This is a genomic window from Roseateles asaccharophilus (assembly GCF_004362405.1).
GTDB classification, from domain to species: Bacteria; Pseudomonadota; Gammaproteobacteria; order Burkholderiales; family Burkholderiaceae_C; genus Kinneretia; species Kinneretia asaccharophila.
Genome location: NZ_SNXE01000004.1, coordinates 1 through 13,628 on the forward strand (window position 1 = coordinate 1; position 13,628 = coordinate 13,628).

The following is a 13,628-nucleotide window of genomic DNA, read 5'->3' on the forward strand; positions in this document are numbered from 1 at the left end:
GCGTTCAGGTCATCGCTCTGCATGGCGGCGACCTGGGTGGTGGTCAGACCGGCGACCTGGGTGGTGGTCAGGGCCTTGGCCTGGTCGGTGCTCAGCGCCACGACCTGGTCGGTGGTGAGGGCCTTGACCTGGTCGGAGTTGAGCGCGCGGATGGCATTGGTGGACAGGGCCTCCACATCGTCCGTGGTCATCTTGGACAGCTGGGTGGTGCCGATGGCGGCCACTTGAGCGGTGGTCAGGGCCTTGACCTGGTCGGTGGTCAGGGCGTTCAGGTCATCACTGTTGAGACCGTTGATCTGGGTGGTCGTGAGGGCGGCCACCTGGCGGGTGCTCAGGGCGGCGATCTGGTCCGAGTTGAGGCCGGCCAGCTGAGTGCTCGTCAGGCCGCGCAGGGCCGTGGTGCTGAGGGCATTGAGATCATCGCTCTGCAGGGCGGCGACCTGGGTGGTGGTCAGGCCGGCCACCTGGGTGGTGGTCAGGGCCTTGGCCTGATCGGTGGTGAGCGCGATCGCCTGGTCGGTGGTCAGGGCTTTGACTTGGTCGCTGGTGAGGCCCCGCACGCCAGAGGTGGACAGCGCGGCAAAGTCCTCGGTGCTGATCTTGGTGAGCTGCGTGGTGCCGATGGCGCCGATTTGCGTCGAGCTCAGTGCCGGCAGCTGATCCGTGGTCAGGGCGTTCAGATCGTCGCTGTTCATGCCGGCGATCTGGGTGGTCGTGAAGGACCTGACCTGGTTCGTGGTCAAGGCCCCGACCTGATCGGAGTTCAGGGCGGCGATTTGCGCCGTGTTGAGGGCGCGGATGGCCGTGGTGTTGAACGCAGCCACGTCCTCGGTCTGGAACCAGCCGATCTGGTTGGTATTGAGTGCGGCGATGGCCTTTGTGCCCAGCGATGCGACCTGCAAGGTCGTCAAGGCGGCAATCTGGTCCGAATTGAAGGCGGCCCAGTCCTCCGTGGTCAGCTTGCTCAGCGTAGTGGTGGTCAGGCCAGCAATCTGGGTAGTGTTGAAACCGGTAATCAGAGAGGCCATGGTGTACTCACTTTTCAAGAGCTTGCGCTCGGCTGATCAGGCTCCCGCTGTTTCCTTCAGAGGGGCCGTATCGCAATGTTGCTAAACCGCCGGTTCCATGCTGGCGCCCGGCGGTTTCGGTTCATGGAGCCGCCACTTCCACAGCATGGAAATGCCGACTTCCCGACTCCTTCGCTATTTCGGAGTCTGGAGAGGGAACTTGAGCGGCCCGGTCCCGAGGCAAGACTGAGCTCGCCCTCGGACCCTGAGCCCGTAGCGCGATTCTTGGGGCGCGGCAGTATCGGCACTTGCTGCAAAAACCTGAGCTTTTCCGCGCTGTTCTCGATTTGGTGTGCGCTATTCCACGGGTTAAATGCGCTCACCTACCCGACGAGCGCCAACGCATGCCCCCTGCCCAGTACCAGCTTGTCACGCTGATTCCCGCCTACAAGACCAAGTACATCGGCGAGTTGCTGATGGCCCTGGCCGTCCAAACGCGCCCCGCTGATCTGATCCTGATTTCAGATGACAGCCCGGGTGGCGAGTTCGCGCGCGCGCTGGAGTCACCCGCTTATGCGGGTTTGCGGGCCGCTTTGCCCATCGAGGTGCATCAGGGGCCGCGCAACGGTGCTTATGAAAATTTCAAGGCGCTGATTGCTCTGTGGGCGGAGCGGTCCGAGTTTGTTCATTTGCTGCTGGATGACGACCTGCTTTACCCCGAGTTCTACGAACAGCATCTGGCCGGGCATGGGCGTGGCCGGTTTTCCTGCAGCATCAGCGCGCGCTGGACGGCGGCCGAGAACGGCATGCCCATTCGCGGCATGCCGGTGCCGCCGGCCGTCAAGGCCGATCCGGCGCGCCTGCTGGCCCTGGATGCGGGCGTGATGTTCACCACCACCGTGCCAGAGTGCAAGAACTGGTTCGGCGAGTTCTCCAACTGCATCCTGACCCGGGAAACCGCGCCCTTGCTGCTCAAGCCCGAGTTCGAGGGCGTGTCCTATGCCGGGCTCTGGGATCTGGGCGCCTTTCTGGCGGCCAGCCTGGTGGCGCCGGTGCTTTATATACAAGAGCGCCTGGGCGCCTTCCGCACCGGCGGCGAGGGCCACTCGGCCCAGCTGATGGGCAAGCACATGAAAGCGGCGCATCTGGGCTATTCGGCCCTGGCCCTGGGCGGAAAACGCCTGGGCCAGCTCAGCGCGGAGCAGGCGCGCCGTTGCTATGCCGGCATTGCCCCGGCCCTGGTGCAGCGCTATGGCGGCCAGGAGGATATGCAGGTTTTCGCCCAGCTGCTCTTCCGCATGGCGGCCGGCGAGGACGCGGCCGAGGCGGAGTTCCTTGAGCAGTGGAACCGCTTCCTGGCCTCGCACCAGCTCTGAAGCCCCATGAGCAAGACCCTGCAGCGCGTCGAGCGCCTCAAGTCCCTGATCTCGGCCCAGGCGCCGCTGGATCTGGAGGCCTGGGTGCGCTCTGTGCTGGTGCACTATTTCTTCCATGTCTCGGACCGGGGGCGCATCGAGCTCAGCGACGAGGGGCCGCGGGTGCTCAATCTGCTGAGCCCCACGGTCTTCAAGGGGGCAGGGCGCTTTCGCTTCAGCAGCCAGACCGTGTTTGGCGTGCCGCGCTCGCCTGGGGCCTATGCCTGCAGCTATATCGAGTCGCGCACGCCCGAGTCCCTGATCGAGATCGGCCGCGGCACGGTGTTCAACAACCGCACCACCCTGATCTCGGAGGGGGCGGCCATACGCTTCGGTCAGGACTGCCTGATCGGGCCCGAGCTGCTGGTGCTGGACAGCAATTCCCATGAGTTGGCGCCCGCGCGCCGGCGCGAGCCTGACCGTCAGCCTCGGGAGGTGCGGGTGGGCAATAACGTGTTCATCGGCGCCCGGGTCACGCTGCTCAAGGGTGTGGAGATTGGCGATGGTTGCATCGTCTCCGCAGGCGCCGTGGTCACGCCAGGCTTCAAGGCGCCGCCGCTGAGCATCGTGGCGGGCAATCCGGCACGGGTGATTGGCAGCGTGCCCCAAGACGAGACGCCGCCGGCCGCCTTATCCTGAATCAAGAACAAGGACCACCGTGAGCAAGAAGAAATTCATCAGCATGATGGGCATGCCGGTCACCGAGCAGCTGGGCTCCCAGATGTGGCACTTTGCCGCGCTGAGCTATATCGCCCACCGCACCGATCACCGCGTGGTCTTCTTCCAGGAGCATGCCCAGACCGGCCGCGGCCTGCGCCTGCACCAGAACTTCGACAACCTGCCCTTCGAGCTGATCTCCATCGCCGATCTGGGCGAGGGCGAACAGGTCTACAGCATCTTCCCGCTGAACAAGCAGGTCGCCGTCGAGTCCGCCGTCTACCAGCTCAACCCCGGGCTGAACTACGACTTCCAGGGCCTGTTCTCCAGCTACAAGTACTGGTGGCCCTGGCGCGAGCAGGTGCGCGCCATGTACCAGTTCCGTGCGCCGGTGCTGGAGCAGGCCCGGGCCGTGGTGGAGCGGGCGCGCAAGCCGGGCCGGGCCCTGGTGTCCCTGCATGTGCGGCGCACGGACTACCTCAACGGCTTCTTCGTGAACGTGAACATGGACTATTTCAAGGCCGCCTTCGCGCAGTTTGAGGGGCAGGCGGTGAGCTATCTGGTGTTCTCGGACGATCTGCCCTGGTGCAAGGAGGCCTTTGCCGATTTGCCCCATGTGGAGTTTGCCGAGGGCAATGAGGCCATCGTCGATATGTGCGCCATGTCCCTGTGCGACCACAACATCACGGCCAATTCCTCCTTCAGCTTCTGGGGCGCCTTCCTGAACGCCAACCCGGGCAAGCGCATGGTGGCGCCGGCCCGCACCCTGAAGTCCGATCTGATGATTCCTCACCTGAACTACTGCTGGCTGCCGGATGATTTCATCCTGGTGGACGCGGGCAATGTCTGAGACGACGGGACGCACGATGAGCCAAAGCAATCCCAAGGTGGCCCTGATCACCGGCGTGACCGGCCAGGACGGTTCCTATCTGGCCGAGTTCCTGCTGGAGAAGGGCTATGTGGTGCACGGCATCAAGCGCCGCGCCTCCTCCTTCAACACCGACCGCATCGACCACATCTTCCAGGACCCGCATGTGGAGTCGCCGCGCTTTCATCTGCACTACGGCGATCTCAGTGACACCAGCAATCTGATCCGCATCGTGCAGGAGGTGCGGCCGGACGAGATCTACAACCTGGGCGCGCAAAGCCATGTGGCCGTGAGCTTCGAGTCGCCCGAGTACACGGCCGATGTGGACGGCATCGGCACCCTGCGCCTGCTGGAGGCCATACGCATCCTGGGGCTGGAGAAGAAAACCCGCTTCTACCAGGCCAGCACCAGCGAGCTTTACGGCCTGGTGCAGGAGGTGCCGCAGCGCGAGACCACGCCCTTCTACCCGCGCAGCCCCTATGCCGTGGCCAAGATGTACGCCTACTGGATCACGGTGAACTACCGCGAGGCCTATGGCATCTACGCCTGCAACGGCATTCTCTTCAACCATGAGAGCCCGCGCCGCGGCGAGACCTTCGTGACCCGCAAGATCACCCGGGGCCTGTGCAATATCGCCCAGGGCCTGGAGGACTGCCTCTATGTGGGCAATATGGACGCGCTGCGCGACTGGGGCCATGCCCGCGACTATGTGCGCATGCAGTGGATGATGCTGCAGCAGGATCATCCCGAGGACTTCGTGATCGCCACCGGCGTGCAGCACAGCGTGCGCGAATTCGTGCGCATGAGCGCGGCCGAGCTGGGTCTGGGCCTGCGCTTCGAGGGCCAGGGGGTGAACGAGATCGCCGTGGTCGAGACCATTGCCGACGCGGAGAAGGCGCCCGCCCTCCACGTGGGCGATGTGATCCTGCGCGTGGACCCGCGCTACTTCCGCCCCACCGAGGTGGAAACCCTGCTGGGCGACCCCAGCAAGGCCAAGCAGAAGCTGGGCTGGGTGCCCGAGATCAGCCTGGCGCAGATGACGGCCGAGATGGTGGCCGCCGATCTGGACCAGGCCCGCCAGCACGCCCTGCTCAAGCGCCATGGCTACCAGCCCACGGTGAGCCACGAATGAGTGCCACCAGCGCCTTGCCGCCGCGTCCCCGCGTCTGGCTTACTGGCGGCCAGGGCATGGTGGCGCGCAATATCGCCGAGCATGCCGCCGCCGCGGGCTGGGAGTTGATGGCGCCTTCCCGCGCCGAGCTGGACCTGGAGCGCGCCGAGGCCGTGCAGGCCTTTGTCCGGGAAACCCGGCCCGATGTGGTGATCCACGCCGCCGGGCGGGTGGGCGGCATCCAGGCCAATATCGCCCATCCGGTGGACTTTCTTGTGCGCAATGTGGACATCGGCCGCAACGTCATCATGGCCGCCCATACGGCCGGCGTGCCGCGCCTGATCAATCTGGCCAGTTCCTGCATGTACCCGCGCCAGGGGCAGAACCCGCTGCGCGAGGAGTTGGTGCTGGCCGGCGAGCTGGAGCCCACCAACGAGGGCTATGCGATTGCCAAGATCTACGCCACCCGGCTGTGCCAGTACCTGCGCCGCCAGGAGCCGGCCCTGCAGTACAAGACCCTGATCCCCTGCAATCTCTATGGCCGCTTCGACAAGTTCGACCCCGCGCATTCGCACCTGATTCCGGCCGTGATCCGCAAGATCCACGAGGCCAAGCAGGCCGGGGCGGCCACGGTGGAAATCTGGGGCGACGGCTTGGCGCGGCGCGAGTTCATGGACGCGGCCGACCTGGCTGATGCCGTGCTGCGCCATGTGGCCCAGGGCGAGAGCGCCCCGGAGCTGATGAATATCGGCCTGGGCTTTGACTACACGATCAATGAGTACTACGCCGCCGTGGCGCGCGTGGTGGGCTGGCAGGGCGAGTTCGTGCACGACCTGAGCAAGCCCGTGGGCATGCGCCAGAAACTGGTGGATGTGAGCCGTCAGACGGCCTGGGGCTGGGCGCCAAAGATCAGCCTGGAGCAGGGTATTGCCCGCTGCTACGACTATTTTCTCGACAAGGTGGCTTGAGACATGACTTACCGCTTTCCGCTCGCAACATCGTCCTGGGGTGCCGAGGAGTACGCGGCCATGGCCGGCGTCATCGCCAGCGGCCACTTCACCATGGGCGAGAAGGTGGCCACCTTCGAGCGCGACTTCGCGCGCTACACCGGCTCCAAGTACTGCGTGATGGTGAACTCGGGCTCCTCGGCCAATCTCTTGATGACCGCGGCCCTGTGCTACACCCGGAACGAGCGCCTGAAGCTGCAGCGCGGCGACGAGGTGATCGTGCCGGCCGTCTCCTGGCCCACGACCTACTACCCGCTGCACCAGTACGGCCTGAAGCTCAAGTTCGTGGACATCGATCCCGAGACCCTGAACTACGATCTGGAGGCCCTGGCCACGGCCATAGGCCCGCGCACCCGGGCCATCATGATCGTGAACCTGCTGGGCAACCCGAATGACTTCGAGGCCATCCGCGGCCTGATCGCCGGGCGCGACATCGTGCTGATGGAGGACAACTGCGAGTCCATGGGCGCCACCTACCAGGGCCGGCAGACCGGCACCTTCGGTGTGGTGGGCAGCTTCAGCGCCTTCTTCTCGCACCATATCTCCACCATGGAGGGCGGCCTGGTCGTCACCGATGACGAGGAGCTCTACCACGTGATGCTCTCGCTGCGCGCCCATGGCTGGACGCGCAATCTGCCCAAGCACAACCATGTCTGCGGTACCAAGAGCGACGATCCCTTCGAGGAGAGCTTCCGCTTCGTGCTGCCGGGCTACAACCTGCGTCCGCTGGAACTCTCGGGCGCCCTGGGCATCGAACAGGTCAAGCGCCTGCCGGGCCTGATCGCCGCGCGCCGGGCCAATGGCCGGGCCCTGCAGGCCGCGTTCGCCGACCATCCGCGCCTGATGATCCAGCGCGAGCTGGGCGAGAGCAGCTGGTTCGGCTTTGCCCTGACCATACGCCCCGGCGCCGGCAGCCGCCGCGAGCTGGTGACGGCGCTGCAGGAGGCTGGCTTCGAGTGCCGCCCGGTGGTGGCGGGCAATTTCGCCAAGAACACGGTGGTGCAGTACTTCGACCACGAGGTTCATGGCACGCTGCGCCACGCCGAGTACCTGGACCAGCACAGCCTTTTCGTGGGCAATCACCACTACCCCATCCCCGAGGCCGTGGAGGCCCTGAGCCGGATCTGGCGCTGAGCGGCTGAAGCGGGCAGGGCGCCGGGAGGCGTCCCGCCCTGAGCCTTCCTCAGGCCTGGGCGGCCGCCGCGTTCAGCCCGTTCTCGAAATGCGCGCGCATCAGGCGCGCGGCCGTGGCGCCGTCACGCTGGCCCAGGGCCTGCATCAGGGCGCGGTGCTCGGCCAGAGACTCTGCCAGGCGCCCCTGCTTGAACAGGGAATGATGGCGGTTGAGCTTCATCACCCGGCGCAGGTCGGTGACGATTTGCTGGCGCCAGCGGTTGGCCTCGATCTCCAGCAGGCGCAGATGAAAGCGTTCGTTGCTGGCAAAGAAGGCATCGCGCTGCCCCACCTCGCGCTCCAGCTGCTCGTGCAGGGCCTGCAGCTCGGCCAGCTCGGCCTCGCTGGCGCTCTGGGCCACGCGGGCGGCGGCATCGCTCTCCAGCAGGGCCAGCAGTTGGTAGGCCTCGCGCACATCGCGCTCGCTCATCTCGGTGACATAGGCGCCGCGGCGCACCTTCATGGTCACCAGGCCTTCCACCGCCAGCACCTTGAGCGCCTCGCGCAGCGGGGTGCGGCTGATGCCCATTTCCTGACATAGTTTCAGCTCGTCGATCCAGCTGCCGGGCTCCAGCTCGCGGCCGAAGATCTGCTGGCGCAGGCGCTCCGCCACCTCCTGATAGAGGGCGCGGGGGGCGAGCTGGGTGGCGGCTGCGGTCATCGTGGCATCAGATTCTAGTCAGCTTTGAATTCATAATTATGAATAACTGATGCGGGTATGATGCCCGGATCGCAGGAGCCGTCAACCATGTCCGAGTCGCAAAAGCCCAGTCCGTCCTCCGAATTCGCACCCGCCAGCCTGGAGCAATGGCACAAGGCTGCCGCCAAGTCGGCGCCGGGTGGTGATGTGGCGGCCCTGAACTGGACGACGCCGGAAGGGCTCACCGTGAAGCCGCTCTACACGGCCGAGGACCTGCAAGGCCTGCCCTACACCAACACCCTGCCGGGCTTCGAGCCATTTCTGCGCGGCCCCCAGGCCACCATGTACGCGGTGCGGCCCTGGACCATCCGCCAGTACGCGGGCTTTTCCACCGCCGAGGAAAGCAATGCCTTCTACCGCAAGGCCCTGGCCGCGGGCGGGCAGGGCGTGTCGGTGGCTTTTGACTTGGCCACCCATCGCGGCTATGACAGCGATCACCCGCGCGTGACCGGCGATGTGGGCAAGGCCGGTGTGGCCATCGACTCGGTGGAGGACATGAAGATCCTGTTCGACGGCATTCCGCTGGACAAGGTCTCGGTCTCCATGACCATGAACGGCGCCGTGCTGCCGGTGCTGGCCGGCTATGTGGTGGCGGCGGAAGAGCAGGGCGTGTCGCAGGACAAGTTGAGCGGGACCATCCAGAACGACATCCTCAAGGAGTTCATGGTCCGCAACACTTATATCTACCCGCCCGAGCCTTCGATGAAGATCATCGGGGACATCATCGAGTACACGGCGAAGAACATGCCGAAGTTCAACTCGATCTCGATCTCCGGCTATCACATGCAGGAGGCGGGCGCCAACCAGGCGCTGGAGCTGGCCTTCACCCTGGCTGACGGCAAGGAGTATGTGAAGACGGCCATCGCCAAGGGCATGGACGTGGACGACTTCGCCGGCCGGCTATCCTTCTTCTGGGCCGTGGGCATGAACTTCTATCTGGAGATCGCCAAGATGCGGGCTGCGCGCCTGCTCTGGTGCCGGATCATGAAGGGCTTTGGCGCCAAGAACCCCAAGAGCCTGATGCTGCGCACCCACAGCCAGACCTCGGGCTGGTCGCTCACCGAGCAGGACCCCTACAACAATGTGGTGCGCACCACCATCGAAGCCATGGCCGCGGTCTTTGGCGGCACCCAGAGCCTGCACACCAACTCGCTGGACGAGGCCATCGCCCTGCCCACGGAGTTCAGCGCCCGCATCGCGCGCAACACCCAGCTCATCATCCAGGAAGAGACCCACATCACCAATGTGGTGGACCCCTGGGCCGGCAGCTACATGATGGAGAAGCTGACCCAGGACATGGCGGACAAGGCCTGGTCCATCATCGAGGAGGTCGATGCCATGGGCGGCATGACCCAGGCCGTGGACAGCGGCTGGGCCAAGCTCAAGATCGAGGCCAGCGCGGCCGAGAAACAGGCGCGCATCGACTCGGGCAAGGACGTGATCGTGGGCGTCAACAAGTACAAGCTCGCCAAGGAAGACCCGATCGACATCCTGGACGTGGACAACGTCAAGGTGCGCGAGAGCCAGATCGAACGGCTCAAGAGCATCAAGGCCAAGCGTGACAACGCTGCGGTGCAGGCCGCGCTGCAAGCGCTGACGCAGGCTGCCCAGAGCGGCCAGGGCAATCTGCTTGACCTGAGCATCCAGGCCATCCGCCTGCGCGCCACGGTGGGCGAAGTGTCCGACGCGCTGGAGCAGGTCTATGGCCGCCACCGTGCCGACACGCAAAAGGTCACCGGCGTTTATGCCGCGGCCTATGACTCGGCCGAGGGCTGGGCCAAGCTGCAGGATGAGATCAAGACATTTGCCGAGGAACAGGGCCGCCGCCCGCGCGTGATGATCGCCAAGCTGGGTCAGGACGGCCACGACCGTGGCGCCAAGGTGGTGGCCACCGCCTATGCCGATCTGGGTTTCGATGTGGACATGGGCCCGCTGTTCCAGACGCCCGAGGAATGCGCCCGCCAGGCCATCGAGAACGATGTGCACGCAGTCGGCGTCTCGACGCTGGCCGCCGGCCACAAGACCCTGGTGCCGGCCATCATTGCCGAGCTCCGCAAGCAGGGGGCGGACGACATCATCGTCTTCGTGGGCGGCGTGATCCCGCAGCAGGACTACGACTTCCTCTATGAGGCGGGCGTCAAGGGCATTTACGGCCCCGGCACTCCCATCCCGGCCAGCGCCAAGGATGTGCTGGAGCAGATCCGCAAGGCGGCGGTGGCGGCCTGATGCTGAGCCTGGCGCCGGTGATGGCCGAGGATTTCGAGCCCATGCTGGAGCTGCGCATGGCGGCCCTGCGCGAGAGCCTGGAGCGCCTGGGGCGCTTCGATCTGCAGCGCGGGCGCGAGCGCCTGGCCGCCCAGTTCGAGCCGGCCGCGATGCGGCATATCGAGCGGGACGGTGAGCGCATTGGCTTCCTGACGCTCAAGCCCCTGGCCGATGGGGCCGGGCTGAGGCTGGAACATCTCTATCTGCGGCCCGGCGCCCAGGGGCAGGGCGCCGGCGCCTGGGCCCTGGACTGGGTCAAGCGTCATGGCCAGGATGTGAGCCTGTCGGCGCTCAAGCTGAGCGATGCCAACCGCTTCTATCTGCGCCACGGTTTTGAGGTGGTGGGCGAGAGCGAGTTCGATATCGACTACCGCTGGAAGGCCCCGGTGTGAGTGCGGCCGCCCTGATCACCGGCCAGCCCGGCCCCGCCCAGCGCCGCGCCATGGCCAAGGCCATCACCCTGCTGGAATCCACTCGGCTTGACCACCGGGAGCAGGCCGATGCCCTGCTCACCGAGCTGCTGCCGCACGCCGGCCGGTCGCTGCGCCTGGGCATCTCGGGCGTGCCCGGCGTGGGCAAGAGCACTTTCATCGAAGCCCTGGGCCTGTTCCTGATTGCCCGCGGTCACCGCGTGGCGGTGCTGGCGGTGGACCCCAGCAGCAGCGTCTCGGGCGGCTCCATCCTGGGCGACAAGACCCGCATGGAGCGCCTGTCCATGGACGAGCGCGCCTACATCCGCCCCAGCCCCAGCAGCGGCACCCTGGGCGGCGTGGCCGAGAAGACCCGCGAGGCCCTGCTGGTCTGCGAGGCGGCGGGCTATGACATCGTGATCATCGAGACCGTGGGCGTGGGCCAGAGCGAGATCGCCGTGGCCGGCATGACGGATATGTACTGCCTGCTGCAGCTGCCCAATGCCGGCGACGATCTGCAGGCCATCAAGAAGGGCGTGATGGAGCTGGCCGATCTGGTGCTGATCAACAAGGCCGATCTGGACCGCGCAGCCGCCACCCGGGCCCAGGCCCAGATCGCCTCCTCGCTGCGGCTCTACGGCCTGCATGGCCACCCCGAGCATGCCCACCACGACAAGAGCATCTGGCATCCGCAGGTGATGCCGCTCTCGGCGCTGAAGGCCGATGGCATTGAGGCTTTCTGGGGCCAGGTCGAGCGCTTTCGCGAGATCCAGCAGGCCAATGGCCGCTTTGCCGCCAAGCGTCAGCAGCAGGCCCAGGCCTGGATGTGGGAGCGCATCCATGCCGGCCTGCGCGAACAGTTTTCACAGGCGCCCGCCGTGCGCGCCATCCTGGCCGAGACCACGGCCCAGGTCCTGAGGGGCACGCTGGCGGCGTCCACCGCGGCGCGCCTGCTTTTGCACAAGTTTTCCGGAGACGAGCACCATGCATGACATTCAACAGATGCTGGAAGACAAGCGCGCCAAGGCGCGTCTGGGCGGTGGCGAGAAGCGCATCGCGGCCCAGCATGCCAAGGGCAAGCTGAGCGCACGCGAGCGCCTGGAGCTGCTGTTCGACGAGGGGTCCTTCGAAGAGTGGGACATGTTCGTCGAGCACCGCTGCGTGGACTTCGGCATGGCCGAGAACAAGATCCCCGGCGACGGCGTGGTGACCGGCTACGGCATGATCAACGGTCGCCTGGCCTTTGCCTTCAGCCAGGACTTCACCGTCTTCGGCGGCGCGCTCTCCGAGGCCCATGCCGAGAAGATCTGCAAGGTCATGGACCAGGCCATGAAGGTGGGCGCCCCGGTGATCGGCCTGAACGACTCGGGCGGCGCACGCATCCAGGAGGGCGTGGCCTCCCTGGGCGGCTATGCCGAGGTCTTCCAGCGCAATGTGATGGCCTCGGGCGTGATCCCGCAGATCAGCATGATCATGGGCCCCTGCGCCGGCGGCGCGGTCTACTCGCCGGCCATGACGGACTTCATCTTCATGGTGAAGGACTCCTCCTATATGTTCGTCACCGGCCCCGAGGTGGTGAAGACCGTGACGCATGAGGAGGTTACGGCCGAGGAGCTGGGCGGCGCCTCCACCCACACGGGAAAAAGCGGCGTGGCGGATCTGGCCTTCGAGAACGATGTCGAAGCCATCCTGATGCTGCGGCGCTTCTTCAATTACCTGCCGCTCAACAACAAGGAGAAGGCCCCGGTGCGCCCCAGCGGCGACCCCGGCGCGCGCCTGGACTTCTCGCTGGACACCCTGGTGCCCGAGAACCCCAACAAGCCCTACGACATGAAGGAGCTGATCCTCAAGGTCGTGGACGATGGCGACTTCTTCGAGCTGCAGCCCGACTACGCCAAGAACATTCTCACCGGCTTCGCCCGCATGGAGGGCCAGACCGTGGGCATCGTGGCCAACCAGCCCCTGGTGCTGGCCGGCTGCCTGGACATCAAGAGCAGCATCAAGGCCGCGCGCTTCGTGCGCTTTTGCGACGCCTTCAGCATCCCGGTGATCACCTTCGTGGACGTGCCCGGCTTCATGCCCGGCACCTCGCAGGAGTACGGCGGCATCATCAAGCACGGCGCCAAGCTGCTGTACGCCTATGCCGAATGCACGGTGCCCAAGGTGACCGTCATCACCCGCAAGGCCTATGGCGGCGCCTATGACGTGATGAGTTCCAAGCATCTGCGGGGCGATGTGAACTTCGCCTGGCCCAATGCCGAGATCGCGGTGATGGGCGCCAAGGGCGCGGTGGAGATCATCTTCCGCGAGGACAAGGGCCATCCCGAGAAGCTGGCCGCCCGCGAGGCCGAGTACAAGGCCCGCTTCGCCAATCCCTTTGTGGCCGGCGCCCGTGGCTTCATCGACGATGTGATCCAGCCCCACGAGACCCGCAAGCGCATCTGCCGTTCGCTCGTGATGCTCAAGGACAAGAAGCTGGAGAACCCGTGGCGCAAGCACGGCAATATTCCCCTCTGAGCCGAGGCCATGTGCTGCTAATGCTGATGCTGACACTGGCAAGCGCTATGGCCGGGGCAACGCCGCGTGCGCAAGCCTGCACGGAGGCGCTCATGCCGAGTGCTCTGCCGGATACGGCGGCCAGCCAGGCCGCAGGGGTGGCGGCTGGCGAGGTGGCCCCGCTGGCGCGTTTCGAGCAGTGCGTCAGCGAGCGCTTTGGCAGCTCGGCACTGCCCCGGGCCGCGCGCTGCGCGGCCGATCTGGCCGAGCTCCCTGTGATCCTGCTCTACCGTGTAGACGGACTCAGCCGTGCCGCCGCATGGGCCGATCTACAACGAGCCGGCCAGCTCGACGATGGCAGCGAGTACGCGCGTCGTGCCCCGCTGATGCTGGGTTTCGGCTACCAGGGTGCCGGCCCGCAGCGTGGACGCGAGTCCGAATGGATGAGGGCTCGCCAGGCCGAGTGGACCGAGCGTTGCCTGAGCGGGCGTTTGCCCGAACCCAGGCCCTGAGAGACAA

The 13,628-nt window shown here is 65.9% G+C and carries 12 protein-coding genes and 1 pseudogene; 11 read left to right on the forward strand and 2 right to left on the reverse strand.

What is annotated here, in order from left to right:
• Window positions 1-1,028, reverse strand: a pseudogene (locus tag DFR39_RS10060) (hypothetical protein); the annotation flags it as partial.
• 383 nt (window positions 1,029-1,411) lie between these two features.
• On the opposite strand from DFR39_RS10060, the gene DFR39_RS10065 reads away from it, so the two are divergent.
• The 6 genes from DFR39_RS10065 to DFR39_RS10090 are packed head-to-tail and all read left to right on the forward strand — an operon-like array spanning window position 1,412 to window position 7,199.
• A complete protein-coding gene (locus DFR39_RS10065; protein ID WP_133603449.1) occupies window positions 1,412-2,383 on the forward strand; it encodes a hypothetical protein in 972 nt (323 codons plus the stop codon).
• A 6-nt stretch (window positions 2,384-2,389) separates the two neighbouring features.
• Window positions 2,390-3,061, forward strand: coding sequence for an acyltransferase (locus DFR39_RS10070; RefSeq protein ID WP_133603450.1), 672 nt, complete (start codon window positions 2,390-2,392; stop codon window positions 3,059-3,061).
• 19 nt (window positions 3,062-3,080) lie between these two features.
• On the forward strand, window positions 3,081-3,929 hold the full coding sequence (locus tag DFR39_RS10075; protein ID WP_133603451.1) for an alpha-1,2-fucosyltransferase: 849 nt from the start codon (window positions 3,081-3,083) through the stop codon (window positions 3,927-3,929).
• A 16-nt stretch (window positions 3,930-3,945) separates the two neighbouring features.
• Entirely contained in the window at window positions 3,946-5,079 is a 1,134-nt protein-coding gene (gene gmd / locus DFR39_RS10080; protein ID WP_133603452.1) for a GDP-mannose 4,6-dehydratase, read from the forward strand.
• Complete coding sequence (locus DFR39_RS10085; protein WP_133603453.1) at window positions 5,076-6,026, forward strand: GDP-L-fucose synthase family protein; 951 nt, start codon at window positions 5,076-5,078, stop codon at window positions 6,024-6,026. Before gmd ends, DFR39_RS10085 begins: the two co-directional genes overlap by 4 nt.
• A 3-nt stretch (window positions 6,027-6,029) precedes the next feature.
• Window positions 6,030-7,199: a DegT/DnrJ/EryC1/StrS family aminotransferase gene (locus DFR39_RS10090; RefSeq protein WP_133603454.1), complete on the forward strand. Its 1,170-nt coding sequence runs from the start codon at window positions 6,030-6,032 to the stop codon at window positions 7,197-7,199.
• Between the two features lie 49 nt (window positions 7,200-7,248).
• Here DFR39_RS10090 and DFR39_RS10095 read toward each other — a convergent pair whose 3' ends face one another.
• A complete protein-coding gene (locus DFR39_RS10095) occupies window positions 7,249-7,899 on the reverse strand; it encodes a GntR family transcriptional regulator (protein ID WP_133603455.1) in 651 nt (216 codons plus the stop codon).
• An 87-nt stretch (window positions 7,900-7,986) separates the two neighbouring features.
• Here DFR39_RS10095 and scpA point away from each other — a divergent pair, with 87 nt between their 5' ends.
• From scpA to DFR39_RS10120, 5 genes are all read left to right on the forward strand, one after another.
• A complete protein-coding gene (gene scpA / locus DFR39_RS10100; RefSeq protein ID WP_133603456.1) occupies window positions 7,987-10,164 on the forward strand; it encodes a methylmalonyl-CoA mutase in 2,178 nt (725 codons plus the stop codon).
• Entirely contained in the window at window positions 10,164-10,595 is a 432-nt protein-coding gene (locus tag DFR39_RS10105) for a GNAT family N-acetyltransferase (protein ID WP_246030780.1), read from the forward strand. Before scpA ends, DFR39_RS10105 begins: the two co-directional genes overlap by 1 nt.
• Window positions 10,592-11,605, forward strand: a complete 1,014-nt coding sequence (meaB, locus tag DFR39_RS10110) for a methylmalonyl Co-A mutase-associated GTPase MeaB (RefSeq protein ID WP_281277238.1) — start codon at window positions 10,592-10,594, stop codon at window positions 11,603-11,605. The genes DFR39_RS10105 and meaB overlap by 4 nt, the downstream gene beginning before the upstream one ends.
• A complete protein-coding gene (locus tag DFR39_RS10115; RefSeq protein WP_133603457.1) occupies window positions 11,598-13,130 on the forward strand; it encodes an acyl-CoA carboxylase subunit beta in 1,533 nt (510 codons plus the stop codon). The genes meaB and DFR39_RS10115 overlap by 8 nt, the downstream gene beginning before the upstream one ends.
• Window positions 13,131-13,222: 92 nt before the next feature.
• Complete coding sequence (locus DFR39_RS10120) at window positions 13,223-13,621, forward strand: hypothetical protein (protein ID WP_133603458.1); 399 nt, start codon at window positions 13,223-13,225, stop codon at window positions 13,619-13,621.
• The last annotated feature ends 7 nt before the right edge of the window (window positions 13,622-13,628 follow it).